Annotated in this window: 18 protein-coding genes and 2 other RNA genes; 15 read left to right on the top strand and 5 right to left on the bottom strand. The window is 50.5% G+C overall.

What is annotated here, in order from left to right; translation table 11 throughout:
* Positions 1 to 4: 4 nt before the first annotated feature.
* The 5 genes from LKE53_06115 to LKE53_06095 all read left to right on the top strand — a co-directional run bounded on the left by LKE53_06115 (position 5) and on the right by LKE53_06095 (position 6076).
* Positions 5 to 1132 carry a DegT/DnrJ/EryC1/StrS family aminotransferase gene (locus LKE53_06115; protein MCH3972327.1) on the top strand — a complete coding sequence of 376 codons (1128 nt, stop codon included), beginning with the start codon at positions 5 to 7 and terminating at the stop codon, positions 1130 to 1132.
* A gap of 74 nt (positions 1133 to 1206) precedes the next feature.
* Complete coding sequence (locus LKE53_06110; protein MCH3972326.1) at positions 1207 to 2526, top strand: nucleotide sugar dehydrogenase; 1320 nt, start codon at positions 1207 to 1209, stop codon at positions 2524 to 2526.
* A gap of 93 nt (positions 2527 to 2619) precedes the next feature.
* Complete coding sequence (locus LKE53_06105; protein ID MCH3972325.1) at positions 2620 to 3720, top strand: Gfo/Idh/MocA family oxidoreductase; 1101 nt, start codon at positions 2620 to 2622, stop codon at positions 3718 to 3720.
* Positions 3721 to 3741: 21 nt separating this feature from the next.
* Complete coding sequence (wecB, locus tag LKE53_06100; GenBank protein MCH3972324.1) at positions 3742 to 4830, top strand: UDP-N-acetylglucosamine 2-epimerase (non-hydrolyzing); 1089 nt, start codon at positions 3742 to 3744, stop codon at positions 4828 to 4830.
* A gap of 7 nt (positions 4831 to 4837) precedes the next feature.
* Positions 4838 to 6076, top strand: coding sequence for a glycosyltransferase family 4 protein (locus LKE53_06095; protein MCH3972323.1), 1239 nt, complete (start codon positions 4838 to 4840; stop codon positions 6074 to 6076).
* Between the two features lie 84 nt (positions 6077 to 6160).
* On the opposite strand, the gene LKE53_06090 is transcribed toward LKE53_06095, so the two are convergent.
* The 4 genes from LKE53_06090 to LKE53_06075 form a co-directional block, all read right to left on the bottom strand.
* Entirely contained in the window at positions 6161 to 6511 is a 351-nt protein-coding gene (locus tag LKE53_06090; GenBank protein MCH3972322.1) for a hypothetical protein, read from the bottom strand.
* Positions 6512 to 6992: 481 nt separating this feature from the next.
* Positions 6993 to 7808 (bottom strand): SDR family oxidoreductase, encoded by an 816-nt coding sequence (locus LKE53_06085; GenBank protein MCH3972321.1) that lies wholly within the window; start codon positions 7806 to 7808, stop codon positions 6993 to 6995.
* 10 nt (positions 7809 to 7818) lie between these two features.
* The gene (locus tag LKE53_06080) at positions 7819 to 8241 is read right to left on the bottom strand and encodes a flavodoxin (GenBank protein MCH3972320.1); all 423 of its coding nucleotides are present in this window, start codon (positions 8239 to 8241) and stop codon (positions 7819 to 7821) included.
* Positions 8242 to 8328: 87 nt separating this feature from the next.
* Positions 8329 to 9702: a Sapep family Mn(2+)-dependent dipeptidase gene (locus LKE53_06075; GenBank protein ID MCH3972319.1), complete on the bottom strand. Its 1374-nt coding sequence runs from the start codon at positions 9700 to 9702 to the stop codon at positions 8329 to 8331.
* 228 nt (positions 9703 to 9930) lie between these two features.
* Here LKE53_06075 and ffs point away from each other — a divergent pair.
* The 9 genes from ffs to LKE53_06030 all read left to right on the top strand — a co-directional run bounded on the left by ffs (position 9931) and on the right by LKE53_06030 (position 18161).
* Positions 9931 to 10025: signal recognition particle sRNA small type (gene ffs, locus LKE53_06070), an RNA gene on the top strand.
* 200 nt (positions 10026 to 10225) lie between these two features.
* On the top strand, positions 10226 to 11989 hold the full coding sequence (gene dnaX, locus LKE53_06065; GenBank protein MCH3972318.1) for a DNA polymerase III subunit gamma/tau: 1764 nt from the start codon (positions 10226 to 10228) through the stop codon (positions 11987 to 11989).
* Positions 11990 to 12095: 106 nt separating this feature from the next.
* A complete protein-coding gene (locus LKE53_06060) occupies positions 12096 to 12437 on the top strand; it encodes a YbaB/EbfC family nucleoid-associated protein (protein MCH3972317.1) in 342 nt (113 codons plus the stop codon).
* Complete coding sequence (gene recR / locus LKE53_06055) at positions 12438 to 13040, top strand: recombination mediator RecR (protein MCH3972316.1); 603 nt, start codon at positions 12438 to 12440, stop codon at positions 13038 to 13040.
* A 26-nt stretch (positions 13041 to 13066) separates the two neighbouring features.
* Positions 13067 to 13534 carry an SsrA-binding protein SmpB gene (smpB, locus tag LKE53_06050; GenBank protein ID MCH3972315.1) on the top strand — a complete coding sequence of 156 codons (468 nt, stop codon included), beginning with the start codon at positions 13067 to 13069 and terminating at the stop codon, positions 13532 to 13534.
* A gap of 71 nt (positions 13535 to 13605) precedes the next feature.
* Positions 13606 to 14002, top strand: a transfer-messenger RNA (tmRNA) gene (gene ssrA / locus LKE53_06045).
* Positions 14003 to 14736: 734 nt separating this feature from the next.
* On the top strand, positions 14737 to 16161 hold the full coding sequence (locus tag LKE53_06040; protein MCH3972314.1) for a carbohydrate ABC transporter substrate-binding protein: 1425 nt from the start codon (positions 14737 to 14739) through the stop codon (positions 16159 to 16161).
* 129 nt (positions 16162 to 16290) lie between these two features.
* Positions 16291 to 17265 carry a sugar ABC transporter permease gene (locus LKE53_06035; protein ID MCH3972313.1) on the top strand — a complete coding sequence of 325 codons (975 nt, stop codon included), beginning with the start codon at positions 16291 to 16293 and terminating at the stop codon, positions 17263 to 17265.
* Positions 17262 to 18161, top strand: coding sequence for a carbohydrate ABC transporter permease (locus tag LKE53_06030; protein ID MCH3972312.1), 900 nt, complete (start codon positions 17262 to 17264; stop codon positions 18159 to 18161). The genes LKE53_06035 and LKE53_06030 overlap by 4 nt, the downstream gene beginning before the upstream one ends.
* Positions 18162 to 18257: 96 nt before the next feature.
* Here LKE53_06030 and LKE53_06025 read toward each other — a convergent pair whose 3' ends face one another.
* A complete protein-coding gene (locus LKE53_06025; protein MCH3972311.1) occupies positions 18258 to 19334 on the bottom strand; it encodes a DUF5067 domain-containing protein in 1077 nt (358 codons plus the stop codon).
* Between the two features lie 329 nt (positions 19335 to 19663).
* Here LKE53_06025 and LKE53_06020 point away from each other — a divergent pair, with 329 nt between their 5' ends.
* Positions 19664 to 22054, top strand: a complete 2391-nt coding sequence (locus tag LKE53_06020; GenBank protein ID MCH3972310.1) for a phosphoketolase family protein — start codon at positions 19664 to 19666, stop codon at positions 22052 to 22054.
* Positions 22055 to 22158 lie beyond the last annotated feature (104 nt).

Genomic DNA, 22158 nt, shown 5'->3' with positions numbered 1-22158 from the left:
CAATATGGATGAAATAAAGTTTAATGACCTCGGCGCCCAGTACCGTGCGCTGAAACCGGAAATCGACGCGGGCATTGCCGATGTCATTGCGGGCGCCCATTTTATTTCCGGCCCGCAGATAGAACAGCTGGAAAAGGAACTGTGCGCCTATACAGGGCGCAAATACTGCGTGACCTGCGGCAACGGCACCGACGCGTTGCGTATACCGCTGATGGCGTGGGGTATTCAGGCAGGCGATGCTGTATTTGTGCCGGCCTTTACATTCTTCGCCAGCAGTGAGGTCATCAGCCTGTGCGGCGGCACGCCTGTCTTTGTTGACAGCCGTCCTGACACCTTTGATATGGACCCGGCGGATTTGCAGAAAAAGATTGCTGCGGTCAAAGCAGAAGGCAAGCTGACCCCGCGCGCGGTTATTGCGGTAGACTTGTTTGGCCAGCCGGCACAGTTTCCGGAAATCGAGAAAATTGCAAAGGCAAACGGCTTGAAAGTACTGGAAGACGGTGCACAGGGTTTTGGCGGGCGCATTGGCGACAGGCGCGCATGCTCTTTCGGCGATGCTTCCGCGACCAGCTTTTTCCCGGCAAAGGCGCTTGGCTGCTATGGCGATGGCGGTGCCGTCTTTACCGACGACCCGGAATTGTACACGGTGCTTAAATCCATTCGTGTACATGGCAAGGGTAAAATGAAGTATGAGAATGTACGTATTGGCGTTAACTCCCGTCTGGATACGCTGCAGGCGGCAGTTCTGCTGCCAAAACTGCATGCCTTTGATACCGAAGATGCGCACCGCAGCCGTGCCGCACAGCGCTACAGCGACGCACTGAAGAATAAATTTCAGACGCCTGTTGTGCTGTCAGGTTACCATTCGAGCTTTGGCTACTATACCCTGTGTGCCAAAAGCGAAGAAGAGCGCACCCGCGCCATGGCTGCTCTGAAAGAAGCCGGTGTACCGTCGATTATCTATTATCCGTGCCCGCTGCACCTGCAAAAGGTGTATGCGCCGCTGGGCTACAAGCCGGGCGATCTGCCAGTGGCAGAGAGCTTGGCCAAGACCGTCTTCAGCCTGCCAATGCACGGCTACATCACCGACGAAGTGATTGACTATGTCTGCGGAGTCCTGCAGAAGCTGTAAACCGTAAATTTGCAAAAGCTTTTTTGCTTTTTATATAGATTCTTTAATTCTACAAAAAATGAGGGAAAATAAAAATGGCAAATGTTAAAGCAGAGCTGCTCGAAAAAATCAACAGCAAAACAGCAAAAGTCGGCATTGTCGGCCTTGGCTATGTCGGTCTGCCGCTGGCCGTTGAGTTCGCACGTTCAGGCTACACGACCATCGGCTTTGATGTGCAGAAGAAAAAAGTTGACTCTGTAAATGCAGGGCATAATTACATTGGCGATATTGTCGGCGATACACTGAAAAAAGAAGTCGAGACTGGCAAGCTGCGTGCAACCAGCGACTTCTCTTTTATCAAAGAAGTAGATGCGGTTGCCATTTGTGTACCGACTCCTCTGGATGCTCACCAGCAGCCGGATATCAGCTATGTCAAGAGCTCTACTGAAAGTGTTGCTGAGTATGTGCACTCCGGCATGGTCATTATTCTGGAAAGCACCACTTATCCGGGAACAACTGAGGAACTGCTCAAGCCGATTCTTGAAAAGAGCGGCCTCAAGTGCGGCGAGGATTTCTACCTTGCTTTTTCCCCAGAGCGCGTGGATCCCGGCAACAAGCAGTACAAGACCAAAAATACACCGAAGGTCGTAGGCGGTATTGGCAAAGATGCTACCAACGTGGCTGCTGCGCTTTACCGCAATGTGCTTGAGGGCGGCGTTTACGAAGTTTCCTCCCCGGCTGTTGCTGAGATGGAAAAGCTGCTGGAGAACACTTACCGCAACATCAATATTGGCCTGGCAAACGAAATGGCCATTATCTGCAACCGCATGGGTATCAATGTCTGGGAAGTCATCGACGCCGCTAAGACAAAGCCCTATGGTTTCCAGGCGTTTTATCCGGGCCCGGGCCTGGGCGGTCACTGCATTCCGCTGGACCCGTTCTATCTTTCCTGGAAAGCGCGTGAGTATGACTACCATACCCGCCTGATTGAAACTTCCGGCGAAATCAACACCTCTATGCCAGAGTACGTTGTCGACCGTGTAATGAAGGTGCTCAGCCGCAGAAAGACCGCACTCAACGGTGCAAAAGTTCTGGTTCTGGGTGTTGCGTATAAAAATGATATTGATGACTGCCGTGAAAGCCCGGCAATCAACGTGATTGCAAACTTCATTAAGCAGGGCGCAGATACAACTTATTACGACCCATATATCCCGCAGTACACCCACAAGGGGGTTGTACACAAGAGCGAGCCGGCTTTGACAGACGACATGCTGCGCAATGCGGATATCGTGGTCATCTGCACATCACACAGCTGCTTTGATTACGACCATATCCAGAAGACTGCAAAAGAAATCTTTGATACCCGCAATGCAATGAAAGATGTAAAGGACCGCAGCAATATCGAATTGCTGTAAAAATACAAAACTGCGCCGTCAAAGGCGGTGCTGCAATTTTGCGCTTTTCCCACGGAAGAGCGCAAAATTTGTGTAAAGGAGAGTTTTACTAGAATGGCAAAATTACGCTTTATGCTTATCGGCTGCGGCCGTATCAGTAAAAACCACATTGCGGCTGCTGCTGCAAATAAAGACACCATGACCCTTGCAGTTGTCTGTGACCCGGTACGCGAGCGCGCCGAGGCAAAGGCTGCCATGCTCAAAGAACAGGCTGGTTATGAGCCGCTTATCTATACCGACTACAAAAAAGCACTGGAAGAACAAGAAATCAACGCCTGCTCTATTGCAACCGAGAGCGGCTATCATGCACAGATTGCCATTTACTGCATGGAGCACGGTAAACATGTGCTGACTGAAAAGCCAATGGCTCTCTCTACAGCTGATGCGGAAAAGATGATTGCCACCGCAGAAGCAAAGAACGTGACTTTGGGCGTCTGCCACCAAAACCGCTTCAACGAGCCGATTCAGCAGCTGCACAAGGCGCTGGACGACGGCCGCTTTGGCAAACTGGTGAGCGGTACTGCACGCATTTTATGGAACCGCAACATGTCGTATTATCAGCAGGCCCCGTGGCGCGGCACCTGGGCGCAGGACGGCGGCACACTGATGAATCAGTGCATTCACAATATTGACCTGCTGCAGTGGAGCCTGGGTGGCCAGCCGGACACCATCATGGCTATGACCGGCAACTATCTGCGTGACATCGAGGCCGAGGACTTCGGCTCTATTTTGATTCGCTTTAAAAACGGCGCTATCGGCATTGTAGAGGGCACCGCCTGTGTATACCCGAAAAACCTGGAAGAAACGCTTTCTATTTTCGGTGCGACCGGCTGTGCGGTTATCGGCGGCCTGGCAGTTAACCGTGTGCAGACATGGAACTTTGAAAAGCCCGCTGAGCAGGATGAAGCAGTTGCCAAGCTTGCTGGCAAAGACCCGAAAGACGTTTATGGCAGCGGACACAACGCCCTGTACGCCAACTATATTCATGCAATCAATACGCACACCCGCCCGCTGGTTTCCGGGTACGAGGGCATTAAGGCCATGAAGATTATCTTAGCTGCCTATAAGAGCCAGAAGACCGGCAAGGCTGTGAAGTTTGACGGCCTGTCTTTTGCCAGCACAGAGATGTGCAGCGAAGACGTAAAAGTGCGCTGAAACAGGCAAAAAAGCAGGAGGATTGTCATGAAAATTGTTACGGTAGTTGGCGCACGGCCGCAGTTTATCAAGGCTAGCGTGGTTTCCGCCGCTTTGGCTCCACTGTGCCAGGAAGTTTTGGTGCATACCGGGCAGCATTATGATAAGAATATGTCTGCGGTCTTTTTTGAGGAGCTGCAAATTCCGCACCCAGCGTACAATCTGGGTGTAGGCAGCGGCACACACGGCCGCCAGACCGGTGAAATGCTGATTGGCATTGAAGAAATTCTTTTTAAGGAAAAACCAGATGTAATGCTGGTGTATGGTGACACTAACTCTACTTTGGCGGGCGCTTTGGCAGCAAGCAAGCTGCACATTCCGGTGGCACATGTCGAGGCCGGTCTGCGCTCTTACAATATGCGTATGCCGGAAGAGCAGAACCGCATTTTGAGTGATCACATTTCCACATGGCTTTTCTGCCCGACCGAAACAGCCAAAAAGAATTTGGCAAAAGAGGGCATTACAGAAGGAGTCTCTGTGACCGGGGATGTTATGCTTGACAGCGTTCTGCATTTCCGTGAAGTTGCCCTGAAAAATCCGGAGAAGCGTAAGATTTACGAGCAGCTGGGCATTGCGCCAAAGCAGTATCGCCTGGCGACTCTGCACCGCGCCGAAACGACCGACGGCGGCGAAGCGGCCATTGAGCGTATCTTTGATGCCTTTGAGCAGCTGCCGCAGCGCGTGGTCATTCCGATTCACCCACGCACCCGCCCCTTAGCAGAGCAGGCGCTCAAGCACCGCGGCTACAAGAACATTCAGCTGATTGACCCAGTGGGCTACTTGGAAATGCTGCTTTTGACAAACGGCGCCTGCCAGGTGCTCACCGACAGCGGTGGATTGCAGAAAGAGGCATGGTTTATGGAAGTGCCGTGTATTACCCTGCGCAGTGAGACAGAATGGATTGAAACTCTGGCCGGCGGCTGGAATGTGCTGGCCAAACTTGAGACACAGGATATTTTGAATAAGGCACTTCATACCGTGCCCGACCCGTCTGTGCGCAATGCGCACCCGTTTGGCGACGGCCACGCCAGTGAAAAGATTGCCCGCATTGTTTGCGGGCAGGGGGAGTGAAAACCGCATGAACATCATTTACCTTGAGCACTATGCGGGTTCCCCAAAGCTTGGTATGGAGTTTCGGCCGTATTTTATGGCGAAGCGCTGGGCAGAGGCAGGCCATACTGTAACGATTGTTGCAAGTTCTTATAGCCACCTGCGTACCCAAAACCCCGACATGAAAGGCCGGCCGTTTTTTACAGAAACAGAGGATGGCATCCGCTGGTTCTGGATTGCCGGGCCGCAGTATGATGGAAACGGCGTCGGCCGCATTCGCAATATTCTGTCGTTCCTGCACGGCGTAAAAAAATATCAGAAAGAAATCTGCGCCGTAGGAAAGCCGGATGTTGTTATTGCCTCCAGTACTTATCCCCTGGATATTTACCCGGCAGAGGCGATTGCAAAGCGTTATAATGCCGAGGTCATTTATGAAGTGCACGACCTGTGGCCGCTCAGCCCGATGGAACTGGGGCACATGAGTGCACATCATCCGTTTATCATGGTGATGCAGCATGCAGAGAATGAATGCTGCAGATCGACCGACGCAATCGTCAGTTTATTGCCGTGCTCAAAAGAGCACTTTGTCGAACATGGCATGCGGCCGGAAGCCTTTTATTGTATCCCAAACGGAATTGTAAAAGCCGACTGGGAAAAGCCCCTGCCCGCGCAGCCGGTGTATGCTGAGCAGATTGGGCGCTGGCATGATGAGGGCTGGTTCTTAGTGGCCTACACTGGTGCGCATGGCGTCGCCAATGCACTTGACAGCTTTGTAGAGGCTGGACAGAAGCTGCAGGGAAAAAAGATAAAGCTTTTGCTCATCGGCCCTGGGCCGGAGCGCGAACGCCTGAAAAAGAAAGCCGCCGGTCTCCAAAACGTCAGCTTTTTAGAGCCGGTATCCCGCGGTCAGGTGCCCGAGCTTTTGGCACAGATGGATGCTTTATATATTGGCCTGCAGCGGCAGCCGCTGTTTCGCTTCGGCGTTTCCCCAAATAAACTGATGGATTATATGATGGCCGGCAAGCCGGTTATCTTTGCTGTTGAGGCCGGCAACGATATGGTGGCCGAGGCCGGCTGTGGCGTTTCCATTCCTCCGGAGGACAGCTCAGCCATAGCTGCCGCCGCGCAGGAATTGGCGGCTATGCCAAAAGAAAAACTTGCCGCCATGGGCGCCCGAGGCCATGCCTACATTCTGCAGCACCACGAGTACGATGTTTTGGCGCAGCAGTTCCTGCAGGTGATGCAGGAGCACCTGAAACACAAATAGAGTTTCATTAAAATAAAAAACTATAAAAAAGACTGTACAGAAAGCTGCTGACGCTCTCTGTGCAGTCCCTTTTTATTTGGCGGATTATTCGTCTCTGCCGCAGCCGCACTCTCCGCAGCGTCCGCAGAAAATAGAGGGGTCGCCGGCGCTGGCAGTGGTAGAGTACGTGACGGGAATTTTAATGCAGATCTTTTGTACGATTAAAAATTCACACAGATGCGTGCAGCGGTTTTCGCGGCAGATAATGGAGGGGTCGCCACAGCACTCGGTTTCAACACTTCCCAAGGTGGTTTTTGGCTTTAGGGCGACCGGCAAAGTCACCTGGGCACGGTGGCTGCCCACAGAGGTGCATGAGCCGGCCTGCTGCGGGATAGGCGGCAGCTGGGAATCATCAAATTTATCGCTCCATTGGTCAGAGGGTTCGTAGGTATCCATTTGTTTCTCTCCTTTGTCAGGCGGCGCACGGTTTTGCCCGCAGCGCACAGCGCAGAAATCGCCGGTACCAGCGGTGCTGAAGCCGGCGAAAGCTTTTACGCAAAATAGAAGTCGCTTTCGTAAGGCGGCCTTTGGAAAAGGACGGGAAAAGGGCCGTTGCTGCAAAAACTGCATTTCGGCAAAAATGGCTTTTTGTTTTGCATGTTCGGTACAGTTCATAGTATGCGCTGCAGCAAAAAGTGCCACTGGGGCATGGCAGTACAGGATTTTCCTGCAGGCCGCATGAAATAGGCTAGCCTTTTGTGCGGGCGACGCCCTCCGGCGCAAGCCCCTTTTGGCAGTGCTCCATAAAGCAGAGGCACAGCTTTGTGAGCAAACGAAAAGGCCTTTCCACCGGTAAAAGTGGGAAAGCCTTTGCAGAATCAAATTTGTTTACAAGAAGCGGCAGTACAGAACTTTCCCGCGAGCCGCATGAAATAGGCTAGCCTTTTGTGCGGGCGACGCCCTCCGGCGCAAGCCCCTTTTGGTAGCGCTCAATGAAGCAGAGACACAGCTTTGTTGGCAGCACGCGGGCTGCGACATAGGCGGCTTTGTATAGAGGCGAGGGGATAATCAAAAACTTGCCGCGCTGCATTCCCTGATAAGCGGAAAGCGCCACCGCACGCGGATTTGCCGCGAAGGCGGCATCCTTGCGGCCGGCATTCTGTGAAAAGTTGGTCTTTGTAGGCCCAGGACATAGGATACTCACACTGACCGGTGTTTTGCGCAGCTCTGCCCACAGCGTTTTGCCAAACAGCAGGTCGTAGGCCTTTGTTGCACAGTAGACCGCAAAGTATGGGTCCGGCGCAAAAGCGCTGACAGAGGAGGTGATCAGAATTTTACCGCTGCCGCGCGCGACCATTTCTGCAGCAAAGTAGTGTGCCAAAAGGGTCACGCTGCTGACGTTTAGGTTAATGGTGTCAACCATGGTTTTTGGGTCGGCTTTGCTCACCTCCTGCCGGCAGCCGCTGCCGGCGTTGTCGACAAACTGGTCAATCACGATTCCCCTTTCGTGCACCGCGCTGTACAGCTTTTCTGCACTCGAGGGGTCTGAAAGATCTGCTGGTAGAATCAAAACTTTAATATGGTAAGCGCTGCGCAGCTGCGCGGCAAGGGCTTCCAGCCGCTGGCGGTTTCTTGCGGTCAGAACCAGGTCAAAGCCGTGCGCGGCAAAAAGGACAGCCATCTCTTTTCCAATCCCGGAGGAAGCACCGGTAATCAAGGCTGTTTCGTGCGGTGGGCAATTCGTGTATTTCATTCTGCTTGCCTCATTTTTCGTCAGAAGAAACCACGTTTTTGACAAACGCTTTCATACGTGAAAGGTCGGCCTGGTTTGGGTGGCTGCGGTGCAGAAAGAAGAACTTTCCGCGGCAGTGAAATTCGCGGCTGTCCAGCGGGATTCCCTTTGCGGTGAGCAGCTTTTTCATGCTGCCGTAGGTGGAAGAGAGCACAGCGGCCGTGCTGAAATTCACCACTTTCTTTACCTGAGACTTGTCTAAAGAAGCGATAAACTGCTCCACTGCCTGGTCTACGTAACCAGCGTAGACCGAGCTGCCCAAAAACAAAATGTCGGCTGGCTCTTTCAGCGGCACAGAGACGGGCAGTGCGGGCACGCCGAGGGTTTCCGCGGCGGCTTCGGCCAATTTTTTTGTATTTCCTGTTTTTGTATAGTACCGAATTGCGAGATTCACAGCTTTTCCTTCCTCTCTAAAGAGCGGCTGCCCGGCGTCACAGATTCTGGGCAGTCACTTTGCAGTTATTTCTAATTTTCGTATTCTTTATTTTACAGCCATATCATACATAGCCTGCATGCAGATTTGCGCATGCTGCTCAAAACGGGCAAGGTCAATGCTTTCATTTGTGTTGTGCAGGCGGCGATCCGGCTCATCCGGGAAAAAGGGACCGAAAGCAACGCCGCGGCCCTCAAGCTCACGGGCATAGGTGCCGCCGCCGGTTGCATATACGGTGGGCTCTTCACCCATGACAGCGGCATAAGAGCCCTTTAAAAGGCGAATCAGCTCGCTGTCTTCCGGCAAGTAGAGCGGTACATTTTCGCAGGTGCGTACGCAGGTAAGGCCGTATGGCGCACTGATACGCTGCATCTGTGCAAAAATATCGTCTCCGCTGGCCGTCACCGGGTAGCGGATATCAATGCCGGCAGAGGGGGTGCCCTCGCCGATACGCACCAAACCGAGGTTTAAGGTCAGCGGACCAGAGGGCTCATCGCTCTGCTGAATGCCGGCAGTGGCACCGTTGTATTCATTCTTTACTTTTTCATCTAAGAAGCATAAAAGACTGCCGAGCTCTTCTTTATTCAGCACATCGGCAAGCAGCAAAATCAGCTTTTCGGCGGCATTTACGCCCTCCTGCGGCTGCATGGCATGAGAAGCAACTCCCTCAGAGTCAATGCAGACGCCATCGGGGGTTCTGGTGCAGCGGAAATTGTCGGCATCTTCGGTCATTTCCAAGAATGCGTTGGCCTGCTCTTCCGAGCAGACAACAACCGTCTCTGCTTTGGCTGGCACGGCGTTCACTACATCGCCTGCTGTAAACAGGCGCACGGCTGTGGAGTCATCACCACCGGAAAAGTCGAGCCGCAAAATACCCTTTTCACGGTTGCAGATACCGTAATCGCTGTCGGGCGTAAAGCCAAAGACCGGCAGGTGCTCGGAAGCATAATAGGTGGCGATGTCGTTGCTTGCGACTTCTTCACCGGCACCGAAAATCACGCGAATGCGGCGCTTGGTCTTTACCCCGGCGTCCTGCAGGGCTTTCAGACAGTACAGCGCGACCACAGCGGCACCTTTATCATCGGCGGTGCCGCGGCCGTAAAGCTGGCCGTCCTTTTCGGTGGTGTCAAACGGCTCGGTTTCCCAGCCATCGCCGGCGGGTACGACATCAACATGGCACAGCACATCGGCAAAGTCGCTGCCCTGGCCGTAAACCGCATGGCCGGCGTAGTTGCCGACGTTTTTGGTTTCGAGTCCCAGGCTGCCGGCCATTTTTAAGATGGTCTGCAGAGCACGGGCACTCTCTTCACCAAAAGGTTTCCCGGGCAATGGGCTGCTGACAACGGAGGGAATTCTGACTAATTCTTTTAAATCCCGCAGGATTTGCTTTTTGTACGGAAGAATGTGTTCACCAAACAGCATAAAAAGGCTCCTTTTTTAATGAGAATATAGAAAAACGGAATGGCCGCAAAAAGCGGTAACCGCTTTTTCTAGTATAGCACAAAGCCTGCCTGCTGCATACAAGGCCACAGGAAAATTCTGAAAAAGCTTGAGTTTTTTCAGAAAATCGTATATAATATATTCCTGTATTCTATAGTGTGCGAAAGACTGCAGAAGCAAGGCAAAAATCGCGCGGCGGGATATGCAGATGGGCGGGCTCTGTGCGGCGGGGCGCCGTGAACCATGTCAGGCGGGGAACCGAGCAGCATTAAGCGGAGTGGCCCTGTGCGATGCAGGTTTGTCTGTCCATCTGTATATCCGGCTGTGCGGCGGCGCAAAGCGCCTGCCTTGCTTTTTTTGCACACAGCGAACTTTTTCCCGAAACAAAGCACTCGTTTCGTGCGGGAAGGGAAGACAACTGTGGGCGGGAAAAGATAGATCTTTTGTATGCTGTTCCGGTATAGAATTTTTATCGTGCGAGCAGAAAAAACAAGGAAGTGTGTGCATGTATCAAGTGCTTTACCGCAAATGGCGCCCGCAGGTTTTTGCGGATGTCATTGGTCAGCCGCAGGTCACAAAGACGCTGAAAAACGAGCTGACTGCGGGCAGAGTGGCACACGCTTACTTGTTTACCGGCTGCCATGGCACCGGCAAAACTACCTGTGCCAAGATTTTAGCAAAAGCGGTCAACTGCCTGCACCCCAAAGACGGCGAACCCTGTGGGAAATGCGAAATCTGCCGCGGCGTACAGGACGGCAGCATTATGGATATTGTGGAAATTGATGCTGCCAGCAATAACGGCGTCGACAGTATCCGTATGCTGCGCGAAGAGGCGAATTTCACCCCGGCAGTGGCAAAGTACCGCGTGTACATCATCGACGAAGTGCACATGCTCTCAAGCGGTGCATTCAATGCGCTGCTCAAGACTTTAGAAGAGCCGCCAGCCCATGTTATTTTTATTTTAGCAACTACAGAAGTACAGAAGCTGCCGGCGACCATTCTTTCCCGCTGCCAGCGCTTTGACTTCCACCGGATCGCACCGGAAGAGATTGCCGCCCGCTTGACGTATATTGCTGGGCAGGAGGGCGCGTCCCTGGAGCCAGAGGCAGCTTTGCTGCTTGCGCGCCTTTCAGATGGTGCCATGCGTGACGCACTCTCCCTTTTGGACCAATGTCTGGGCCGCGGCAGAGAAGTGACAGTACAGATCGTAAACGAAGCGGCAGGCCTTGCCAGCCGCGACCATTTATTTCGTTTGGCAGATGCTGTTTATCGGCAGGACAGCGCCGAGGCGCTTGCGGTGATTGATGAAGCGCATAAAAGCGGCAAAGACATGGCGCGTCTGTGCGAGGAGTTTTCCGCGCATTTGCGGGCGCTGATGCTGATTAAGACCATGAAAGACGCCCGCTCCCTAGTGGCTGTGACCGAGGACGAGTACAGAAAACTAGAGCAGCAGGCCCTGAAAATTCCGCTGCCGGTTATTTTGCACGGCTTAGATACTCTGCAAGATACACTCGAGCGCATGTACCGGGGCGTAGACCGCCGCACCGAGATGGAAATGAGCATGCTGCGGCTTTGCTGTCCAGAACTGGACGACAGCAAAGCCGCGCTGGTGCGCCGTATTTGTGCACTGGAACAGCGTGGGCCTGCAGCACCGCTGCAGGCACCGACTGCACAGCGGCCTGCTTCCGCGGTACCTACCAAAGGGTCTCTGCCGAAAACGCCGGCCGCAGCGGTTACACCGAAAGTTTCGGCTGCACCGCTGCAAACGGAACCAACAACAGAATCGCCGGCTGTGCCGGCCCTGGCAGATGTACCGGAAAATCCACTAGAGCAGGTGCCAAAGGCTGCTGCAACGGAAACACCGCTTGCGGAAGCGACTTTGCCGCAGAGCGAGCCGCTGCCGGAAAAGCGGGCAAAGCCGCAGACCGCAGAAGAACTTGCGGCAAACGCGGTGCCTCTTGCCGAGTGGCCCGAAATTGTGCAGGCGCTGAAACGGTATTCTAAGTCGATTGCAGCGGCGTTTCACGGAACGAAAGCGTATGTCAGCGGAAACTATGTTCTAATTGATGCCAATAATGAATTGGCGTTTCGTCTTTTACGTGAGTCCTCTCAGCGGGACAGTATGCGCCGCGCAATCCAGCAGGTGACAGGAAAGATGTATCACCTGGGACCGTACCGCTCAGCGCAAAAGCGCGAGCAACAGAGCGACCCGCTCAAAGAAATGGAGCAGCGCGCAAAGGAACAGGGAATTCCTGTTATTGAAAAATAAAAACTCCTTGACCTGTCTGGCTGGGATGTTATATGATGGTTTGACACAGAAAAAAGTCCGCGCACAAAGCGCAGATAGAAAACAGAAATAGGCGGAGGTTTCAATTATGAAGGCAAGAGTTCCCCAGAGCAAAGGTCCGCAGAACCTGCAGCAGATTGCCAAACAAGCACAGAAACTGCAGGAGCAGATGAATGAACTGAACCAGGAATTAGACGAAAAAGAGTATTCTGCCACCTCTGGCGGCGATGCTGTAAAGGCAACAGTACTGGGAAAAATGGAAGTAAAGAGTATTGAAATTAAGCCCGAGGTTGTTGACCCGGAGGACGTAGAGATGCTGTCTGACTTGGTCATGGCTGCGGTAAACGAAGCGCTGCGCGCGGCAGCTAAAGACAAAGATGAGCAGATGGAGGCCCTTTCCGGCGGGCTGAATGTGCCAGGGCTGTTTTAAATGGCAGGGTATCATGTTGCGCCGCTGGCGCGCTTGGTCGACCAGTTTGAGCAGCTGCCGGGGGTTGGGCACAAAAGCGCTCAGCGCCTTGCTTACCATGTGCTTGGTATGAGCAAAGAGCAGGTGCAGGCATTTGCCGATGCTTTGCTGGAAGCGCACGAGAAAATTCATTACTGCAAGGTCTGCTGTAATCTCACTGACCAGCCGCTGTGTCCTATCTGCCGGGACGACCGCCGCGACAAGTCGGTCATTTGCGTGGTAGAGGATCCCCGCGATGTGGCTGCTATGGAGCGCACTAATGAGTATACCGGTACATACCATGTGCTGCATGGGGCAATTTCGCCGCTTTCCGATGTTGGGCCGGACCAGCTGTGTATTAAGGAACTTTTGGACCGTCTGCACGATGGCACGGTAAAAGAAGTGATTATGGCTACGAACCCCACAGTAGAGGGAGAAGCGACTGCCATGTACATATCGCGCCTGATAAAGCCGCTGGGCATTAAGGTAACACGCCTTGCCTACGGTATTCCTGTAGGCGGCGATTTGGAGTACGCGGATGAAGTGACGCTGCTGCGCGCATTAGAGGGCCGCAGCGAACTGTAAAAAGCTGCCGGAAACGGGGTGTGCAAATGGAACGCAAAGAAAATTTCAAGACGATTGCCCGTAACAAAAAAGCCTACCATGATTATTTTGTAGAGGAATCTTTCGAGGCGGGCATTGAGCTGTGCGGCACAGAGGTAAAGTCCCTGCGTGCTGGCGGCTGCAATCTGAAAGACGCGTGGTGTGCGGTCGAAAATGGTGAGCTGCTGGTGCGGGGAATGCACATTAGCCCCTATGAACACGGCAATCAGTTTAACCGCGACCCAGTGCGTGCGCGCCGCCTGCTGATGCACAAGCGCGAGATTATGCGCCTTTTCGGTATTGTCAAACAGCAGGGCTATTCGCTCATTCCGCTTTCTGTATATTTTAAGGGAAGTCTGGTAAAAGTGCAGGTTGGGTTGTGCCGTGGTAAAAAGCTGTATGATAAGCGCGCAGATATGGCTGCACGCGCAGCAAAACGCGACATTGACCGTGCAGTAAAGACGCAGTACCGCTGAACATTTTCTGTATGTTGTATTCTGCTGGATTCTATGCTATACTAAAATTAGGCTGGAATCCGGCCTTTTAGGGGGATGTAAAGGTTTCGACGGGGGCTGAGAACCTCGGCAAGCGAGTAGCGGAGCGGGACCGCTTCATCAATCCGCACCCTAAATTTAGTTGAGAAATCTTCTAAGAAAAACAGCAATGTCATGAACGTTAACTTTAACAATTATGGGATGGCTGTTGCAGCTTAATTAAAAAGCTGCCGTCCTCTCCGGGAGTACCGCGGCCCGGCTGAGGGCGTAACTCAGCGGTGAACGTGAACCGAGCGCTGCCCCTCGCCCGGTCATGAAGCAGGGGCTGCCGGTGCACTGAGCCTGCCAGTAGGGCGCTGTGCACCGGGAGAATAAAACCACTGGCTACGCTCGTAGAAAACCTAGGCAAACGGCTTTCGGACAGGAGTTCGACTCTCCTCATCTCCACCAAATAAGTGCCATGCGAAAAGTCTTATTGTAAGCGACAGGGTTTGCTCGCTCTGTAACATTTCGCAGCATAAATAGAAATTCCTCGGATTACCGAAAAAGGTAGTCCGAGGAATTTTTTTGTGCAGCAAGGGCAGCTGTAAAGAATGTGAAAATGGCTTCCTTTCAGGGTATTGAGTTTGCTGCTGTGCTGTGTAGAATACGAAAGGGCATGCTTGAAAACGTTTTCTTAATATTGGAATTCTCTTTTGCTTTGCGGAAAGTTAAGCAAGTGCCTGTACGGAAAACTCCTTATCAGAAAGAATTTTGTACAGGATATACAAATTATTTTACATACTATCAGAGGCAGAAAGGATCCACACGTGCAAAAAAATTAAACGATTTCGTAAAAACACTGATTTTATGCGCAATCAAGATGTAAAAGTACAAATTTAAATCTAAAAAAATTTTATTAGGAAATTATCTGGGGATTATTAAGATAATTTCTCTAATTTATATTTTATTTTTTCAATAGAAACTATTGCATTTGCTGAATACATATGCTATATTAGACTCATGAAAACGTTTTAACATAGCTTTATGAAAAGGAATTTGCCAAATTAGATACGGGACGGCTAACTTTCGGCAAAGCAGCCTTACGTACTTACCGGGCAAAATGGTTTCGGCGTATCAACAGGTGAGGAGCACCTGATATACAATATTTGATTTTATATGGAAATCAAAGGAGGATAAGTATTATGAAAAAAAGCGTAAAAAGATGGGCCGCAGTTGCATTGGCAGCGGCAATCGCCGTATCGGCAGCAGCCTGTGGTGGAGCATCGTCAAGTTCTCAAAACGGCGCTGCCACAAGCAGCACTGCTGCAAAGGAAGGAAAGACACTGAATATTTGGTGCTGGAACGATGAATTCCAAGGACAGTTCAACAAGTTCTATCCGAATGTCAAAGGGGTGGCAAAAGATAAATCAACAACCACACTCAAAGATGGCACAGTCGTAAAGTGGACGATTAATCCCAACGATAACAACAACTACCAAAACAAACTGGATGCCGCTTTGCAGGCGCAGGATTCAGCAAAAACAGATGATAAGATTGACATGTTTTTGGTAGAGGCGGACTATGCTTTGAAGTACGTCGACTCCGAATACACACTGGATATAAAGAAAGATGTCGGTTTGACAGATGATGACCTTTCCAATCAGTACCAGTATACAAAAGATATTGTAACGGATAAAAATAAGGCAATCAAGGGTACATCTTGGCAGGCAACCCCAGGCCTTTTTGCTTACCGCCGTTCTATTGCCAAAAAAGTGCTAGGCACAGATGACCCGGATAAAGTGCAAGAACAGCTCTCTGACTGGGCAAAATTTGACGCAGTTGCAAAAAAAACAAATACGATGGGCTACAAGATGCTCTCTGGCTTCGATGACAGCTACCGTGTCTTTTCCAATAACGTTTCTGCACCGTGGGTAACGGGCACGACCGCAACTGTTGACCCGAATATAATGAAGTGGGTAAAACAGACAAAAGACTACACGAACAAAGGCTACAACAACAAGACTTCCCTGTGGGATGACAAGTGGCAGGCAGACCAGGGCCCGACTGGCAAAGTTATGGGCTTCTTCTACTCCACTTGGGGAATTAACTTTACACTGGTTGGCAACTCTCTGAAAACACCGACCAAAGAGGGCGGCAAAGAAGAAGTGGGCAACGGCATTTATGGCGACTATGCTGTCTGCAAAGGGCCACAGAGCTACTACTGGGGCGGCACTTGGATGTGCGCCTGCAAAGGTTCTGACAACTTGGGCACAATTAAAGACATTATGAAGTCGATGACCTGCGACAAAGACAATATGAAAAAGATTACCGAGCAAAGCCAGGACTACACCAACAACAAGGCCGCTATGGAAGAAATTGCAAATAGTGACTACAAGTCAGCTTTCCTCGGCGGGCAGAACCACATCAAGCTTTTCGCAGAAGTTGCACCGAAAATCGACATGAGCAAAGCCGGTGCTTATGACCAGGGAATGAATGAAGGTATCCAGACTGCTTTTAAAGACTACTTTACCGGCAATGCCAACGAAGCAAAGTGCAAATCAAACTTTGAAAAGATTGTAAAAGAAAAATATCCGGAAATTACAGACATCAAATGGCCTGCTGACTGAAAAAACACAGCACAGCCGACTGACACAGCAGCATAAGAGGACTACATAAAGAGACTGCACTGCCGCGAGCCGGATTTTTCAAACCCACGGCAGCGCAGCTTTTGTTTTCAGAGGAGAGGGGACTTTCTAATGCGCACCGGAAATTTACTAGAGAGGAAGAAAGCGAAAAGAGTAAATTACGCAAAGTATGGATACATATTTTTGATTCCGTTTTTTGCGGCTTTTGCTATTTTCCAATTTGTCCCGCTTGTTCAGACAATTTATTATAGTTTTTTCCAGTATTTTCGTTCTGGGCTGCGCATCATAGGCCCTACATTCATAGGAATGAAAAACTATGCCAGTCTGTTTCAGACCGATCTGCCAAAATACATGGGCAACACTCTGCTGATGTGGGTGATCGGTTTTGTACCGCAGATCATTGTTGCGCTGCTGCTGGCGGCATGGTTTACCAACACACGCCTCAAGCTGCGGTGCCAGGGATTTTTCAAAACAGTGATTTATATGCCAAACCTTATTATGGCTTCTGCTTTCGCAATGCTGTTTTTCACTCTGTTTTCTGACAATGGTCCGGTAAATGCGTCACTGATGTCGATGGGTATTATTAAAACACCGATTCAGTTCCTTTCCACAGTGCTTGGCTCACGCGGGCTGGTTTGCTTTATGAACTTCCTAATGTGGTTTGGAAACACAACCATTGTGCTACTGGCTGCTATCATGGGTGTGGACCCTGGTCTGTATGAAGCAGCTGAAATCGATGGTGCCTCTTCGCAACAGATGTTCTGGCGCATTACGATTCCACTGATCCGCCCAATCCTTGTTTACACGTTTATCACGGCACTGATCGGCGGCCTGCAGATGTTTGATGTTCCGCAGATCCTGACAAACGGCACCGGTGCGCCGGACCGCAACACAACCACAATGATTATGTATTTGAATAATTATATGTACAGTAAGAATTACGGCATGGCCGGTGCCATTTCTACGGTATTGTTTATTCTGTGCGCGGTACTCTGCCTGCTGGTTTATTTCTCTTTGACACGGGATAACGAATCCGCGCAAAGCCTGAGAAAGGCGAAAGCACATAAAGGGGGCGCAAAGGAATGACAAACAATAAGCAGGTTTCAACTGAAAAGACAAGCGCTTTCCCGGAAATCAAAAGCGGAAAAGGTAAACTGACCGCGGCCAGAGTCGGCTGCTATATTGTGCTGTGCTTTCTATGCTTTTTGTGTCTCTTCTTCTTCTATATGCTGCTCATCAATTCATCCCGAAACACATTCCAGATTCAGCAGGGTTTCTCTTTCCTGCCGGGCAGAAGTTTTTGGATCAACTTGAACAACACACTTAACAACGCAAATATTCCAGTACTCAGCGGTATTATGAACAGCCTCATCGTTTCTGCACTCAGTGCGCTGTTGGCAACCTATTTTTCTACACTCACCGCTTATGCGATACACGCCTACGATTTTAAATTGAAGAAAGCCGCGTTTGCGCTTATTCTTCTGATTATGACTATGCCAACTCAGATTTCTGCTGTCGGTTTTGTCAATGAAATGACGGCCATAGGTCTGAAAAACTCTCTGATTCCTCTGTTCCTGCCTGCAATCGCCAGTCCAGTCGTTTTCTTCTTTATGAAGCAGTACATGGACAGCAATATGCCGATGGAGATTGTGGAGGCTGCCAGAATTGACGGCAGCAGTGAGTTTATGACTTTCAACAAAATTGTACTGCCGATTATGAAACCGGCAATCGCTGTACAGGCAATCTTTACCTTTGTAGGTGCGTGGAACAATTACTTCGTGCCAGCGCTGCTGCTTGACTCGGCAAATAAAAAGACTCTGCCAATTCTCATTGCGCAGCTCAGAGGCGCCGATTTCTTAAAGTTTGATATGGGGCAGGTCTATATGCTTATCACCATTGCAATTGTACCTGTCATCATTGTTTACCTGTGCTTGTCCAAATTTATTGTCCGCGGTGTTGCACTTGGCGGCGTTAAGGGCTAAACCTTTTATTTTAATATCTTCTGTATGACGAAAAAAACCGGTTGCCTTAGCGCAACCGGTTTTTGTTTTGTATGAAAGCAGATAAAATGCTATTTTCTATTTTTTTACAGGAAACACCTGCTCACCGACGTTGTCATTCGTCTTTACGGTTACCGGCGTTTTTGTATCACTGAGTTCATACGATATAGCATTCTCTACTGTACCGCCCTTTTTGATTTTCTCCATTTCAGTATCTGAAAATTTGTCATCGGGCAGGCCGCTGAGTTTTAAGCTGTTTACAGAGTTTGGGTTGTTATCCTGAATCACATCAAATGCTGTGGACCAGGCACTCCAGGGGTCCAGTTCTTCTCCAGATAAATTTGTCGTTTTGTACCAAAAAGCGATGAGTGACTTGTCACCATACTCATTTCCTTTTTCTCCAGGAGCAATTACTTTACTTTTTGTAATTTCAATTTTGAAATGACTGGTTGTTAAAACATGGTTTTTGAATTCAGAAGCAGATGCTGATGAACTGGATTTGCTGCTGGAATTTGATGATGAGGAACCTGCACTGTTAAATGATTTTGAAATTTCATTTCCGGCTGATACAAATCCAGAGAGGAAGACATCGGCAAGGTCATCACTTAATTTATCGATATACCATTTGTCACTGACCTTTACGCAATTTATTTTCACTGTCTTTGAAACAAAAGTTTCTTTTGTCGTTTTGATTTTATCGGTTATAAGCTGACTTATTTCTTTAGAAGAAGAATCACTTGAAGCCTGTGTGCCGGAGAAAGCTTCGCCAAATGCTTTTACCATATATTCTGAAACTGCGCTTTTTAAAATTGCAGAGGCATCAACATATTTGCAGTCCACAGTGACAGTGGCAGAAGAATCTTTGATGCTACTGTCTTTGATGTTGTAGGTGATCTTTTTCGCATTGCCTTTCAGGTAATCTGTGCAGTATTTCTGAAAGTCAGCACCATTTTTGTCGGAAGATGCACTTGAAGAACTGCTGGAACTTGCATTCTTTGGATTAATGAAAGAGCGCATCTTTGCAGTATCGCAGCTCTTTCCTGCCTCAAAAAAGCCTGTTACAGTATTTTCTGGTTTTGCTGCGCTTTGGCACGCGCTTATGGGAAGGCACATAAGCAGGGCCAAAATAACAGCGGCAGTCTTTTTCATTTTCATAAAATTTCCTCCTAAAAATTTACTCTGTATTTACTATAATATTCCTTTTGATACATGTACACCCGCTTAAACGGAAATCGTATACAATCTTTTTGCTGTGGCCCATTTTTGGACCTTTGCCTTTACAAACACATCGGTCTGCATAAAAACGAAAACTTTTTGTGTAGCGTGGAAAAAAGAATTCTCAATAAGGCTTGACAAACTCGGCGTGCCGTCCTATTCTTCATATATATCATTCTGTAAATGCCGCAGTGGGTCTATCATGTGCTCGTGCACATGCACCGCGGAATACTCTAATGGAAAGTGATGGATACAAAATGACAAAAGCCATGCAGGACCAGGCGTGTGTCGAAAAGCAGCCCCTCACCGACGATTATCTGCAGAAAATGAATGCCTACTGGCGCGCCGCCAACTACCTTGGCGCAGGCCAGCTCTATCTGCTGGACAATCCGCTGCTTCGCCGCCCGCTCACGATGAACGATGTCAAAAAGAAGATTGTAGGCCACTGGGGCACGGTGCCAGGGCAGAATTTCGTTTATGTGCACCTGAACCGCGTCATTAAGAAGTACGACCTGGATATGGTCCTTATTTCCGGCCCGGGCCACGGAGGAAACTTCTTTGTTGCCAACACGTACTTGGAGGGCACCTACAGCGAAGTTTACCCGAACATCAGCCAGGACGAAGAGGGTATGAAAAAGCTCTTTAAACAGTTCTCGTTCCCGGGCGGTATTTCCAGCCATGTTGCGCCGGAAACTCCCGGCTCTATCAATGAGGGCGGCGAACTGGGCTACTCCATTGCCCATGCTTTTGGCTCTGTGTTTGACAACCCCGACCTCATCACTGCCTGCATTGTAGGCGACGGCGAGAGCGAAACAGGCCCGCTTGCCACCAGCTGGCAGTCCAACAAATTCTTAAATCCTATTAACGATGGCGCGGTGCTGCCTATTCTGCACCTCAACGGCTACAAAATCAGCAACCCGACCATCTTTTCACGCATGTCGCATGAAGAGGTGGAGGACTTCTTCTTAGGCTGCGGCTGGAAGCCTTACTTTGTCGAGGGCGATGACCCCATGACAATGCACCGCAAAATGGCCGAAACCCTTGATACCGTTATTGAAGAAATCAAAGCAATCCAAAAGCATGCCCGCGAGACAGGCGATACCACCCGCCCACGCTGGCCGATGATTGTGATGCGCACCCCCAAGGGCTGGACCGGCCCTAAAGTGGTGGACGGCAAGCAGATTGAGGGCTCTTTCCGCGCACACCAGGTGCCAATGACGATGGAAAACCCAGGACATCTGCAGATTCTCAGCGACTGGCTGCACAGCTATCGCCCTGAAGAGCTGTTTGATGAAAACGGCCGCCTGATTCCTGAGCTGCAGGCACTTGCCCCTACCGGAAACCACCGTATCGGCGCAAACCCACACGCAAACGGCGGCAAGCTGTTGCGCGACCTGCGCCTGCCCGATTTCCGCAGCTACGGCGTAGATGTGCCCGCGCCTGGCCAGGTAGAAAAACAGGATATGATTGAACTTGGCGGTTTTGTGCGTGATATCTTCAGACTGAATGAAGAAAGCCGCAACTTCCGCATCTTTGGGCCGGATGAGACGATGTCGAACCGCCTGAACAAAGTCTTTGAGGCGACAAACCGCGACTGGAACGCTAAGCGCCTGGACAGCGACGAATTCCTTGCTTCTGACGGCCGCGTAATGGATTCTATGCTCAGCGAGCACATGTGCGAGGGCTGGCTTGAGGGCTACCTGCTCACAGGCCGCCACGGCTTCTTTGCCAGCTATGAGGCATTTATCCGTATTGTCGACAGCATGGCTTCACAACATGCCAAGTGGCTAAAAGTTTGCAATCAGATTCCATGGCGCCAGCCTATTGCTTCGCTGAACCTGATCTTGACCTCTAATGTCTGGCAGCAGGACCACAACGGTTTCACGCACCAGGACCCCGGTTTTCTGGATCATATTGCCAACAAAAAAGCAGACGTGGTGCGTCTGTATCTGCCTCCGGATACCAACTGCCTGCTTTCCGTATTTGACCACTGCATTCGCAGCAAAAACTATGTGAATGTCATGGTTACTTCCAAGCATCCGCGCCCGCAGTGGCTTACGATGGACCAAGCTGTAAAACACTGCACTCAGGGTATCGGTATCTGGGAGTGGGCGAGCAACGACCAGGGTGCTGAACCAGACGTTGTCATGGCCTGCTGCGGCGACACCCCAACTTTAGAGACGCTGGCTGCGGTTACCATTCTGCGCGACAACATGCCAGAGCTGAAGATTCGCGTCATCAATGTTGTAGACCTGATGAAGCTGCAGCCAAAATACAAGCACCCGCACGGCCTTTCCGATGTTGAGTATGATGAACTCTTCACCAAAGATAAGCCTATCGTCTTTGCTTTCCACGGCTACCCGACCCTGGTACACGAGCTGACCTATCACCGCCATAACCGCAACATGCACGTATGCGGCTATGAGGAAGAGGGCACCATTACCACGCCGTTTGATATGCGTGTGCAGAACCACATCGATCGTTTCCACCTGGTAAAGGATGTCATCGAGCGTTTGCCGCAGCTGGGCAACCGCGGAGCTTACCTTGTGCAGAAGATGAACGATACCCTGGTGGCACATAAGCAGTATATTTCCACCTACGGGCAGGATCTGCCGGAAGTGCGTGACTGGAAATGGCATACCCCCAAGGACAATGCCTGATTCTGTGCAACTGTTTTCTGTACAGAAAATAAAATAGAATGAAGATAGAAAAGCGCTTACTTCCTTTGGGGGGTAGGCGCTTTTTGGGCGGGCGATTACACTTG

It is taken from the genome of Oscillospiraceae bacterium (assembly GCA_022483045.1).
In the GTDB taxonomy this organism is placed as follows: domain Bacteria; phylum Bacillota; class Clostridia; order Oscillospirales; family Acutalibacteraceae; genus Caproicibacterium.
This window is presented reverse-complemented; position numbering and strand designations above follow the sequence as displayed.

Excerpts from the sequence above, each read along its gene's own strand:
- LKE53_06115 (MCH3972327.1), top strand. The coding sequence starts at position 5 with ATGGATGAAATAAAGTTTAATGACCTCGGCGCCCAGTACCGTGCGCTG.
- LKE53_06110 (MCH3972326.1), top strand. The coding sequence starts at position 1,207 with ATGGCAAATGTTAAAGCAGAGCTGCTCGAAAAAATCAACAGCAAAACA.
- LKE53_06105 (MCH3972325.1), top strand. The coding sequence starts at position 2,620 with ATGGCAAAATTACGCTTTATGCTTATCGGCTGCGGCCGTATCAGTAAA.
- LKE53_06095 (MCH3972323.1), top strand. The coding sequence starts at position 4,838 with ATGAACATCATTTACCTTGAGCACTATGCGGGTTCCCCAAAGCTTGGT.
- LKE53_06090 (MCH3972322.1), bottom strand. The coding sequence starts at position 6,511 with ATGGATACCTACGAACCCTCTGACCAATGGAGCGATAAATTTGATGAT.
- LKE53_06085 (MCH3972321.1), bottom strand. The coding sequence starts at position 7,808 with ATGAAATACACGAATTGCCCACCGCACGAAACAGCCTTGATTACCGGT.
- LKE53_06075 (MCH3972319.1), bottom strand. The coding sequence starts at position 9,702 with ATGCTGTTTGGTGAACACATTCTTCCGTACAAAAAGCAAATCCTGCGG.
- dnaX (MCH3972318.1), top strand. The coding sequence starts at position 10,226 with ATGTATCAAGTGCTTTACCGCAAATGGCGCCCGCAGGTTTTTGCGGAT.
- LKE53_06060 (MCH3972317.1), top strand. The coding sequence starts at position 12,096 with ATGAAGGCAAGAGTTCCCCAGAGCAAAGGTCCGCAGAACCTGCAGCAG.
- recR (MCH3972316.1), top strand. The coding sequence starts at position 12,438 with ATGGCAGGGTATCATGTTGCGCCGCTGGCGCGCTTGGTCGACCAGTTT.
- smpB (MCH3972315.1), top strand. The coding sequence starts at position 13,067 with ATGGAACGCAAAGAAAATTTCAAGACGATTGCCCGTAACAAAAAAGCC.
- LKE53_06040 (MCH3972314.1), top strand. The coding sequence starts at position 14,737 with ATGAAAAAAAGCGTAAAAAGATGGGCCGCAGTTGCATTGGCAGCGGCA.
- LKE53_06035 (MCH3972313.1), top strand. The coding sequence starts at position 16,291 with ATGCGCACCGGAAATTTACTAGAGAGGAAGAAAGCGAAAAGAGTAAAT.
- LKE53_06030 (MCH3972312.1), top strand. The coding sequence starts at position 17,262 with ATGACAAACAATAAGCAGGTTTCAACTGAAAAGACAAGCGCTTTCCCG.
- LKE53_06025 (MCH3972311.1), bottom strand. The coding sequence starts at position 19,334 with ATGAAAATGAAAAAGACTGCCGCTGTTATTTTGGCCCTGCTTATGTGC.
- LKE53_06020 (MCH3972310.1), top strand. The coding sequence starts at position 19,664 with ATGCAGGACCAGGCGTGTGTCGAAAAGCAGCCCCTCACCGACGATTAT.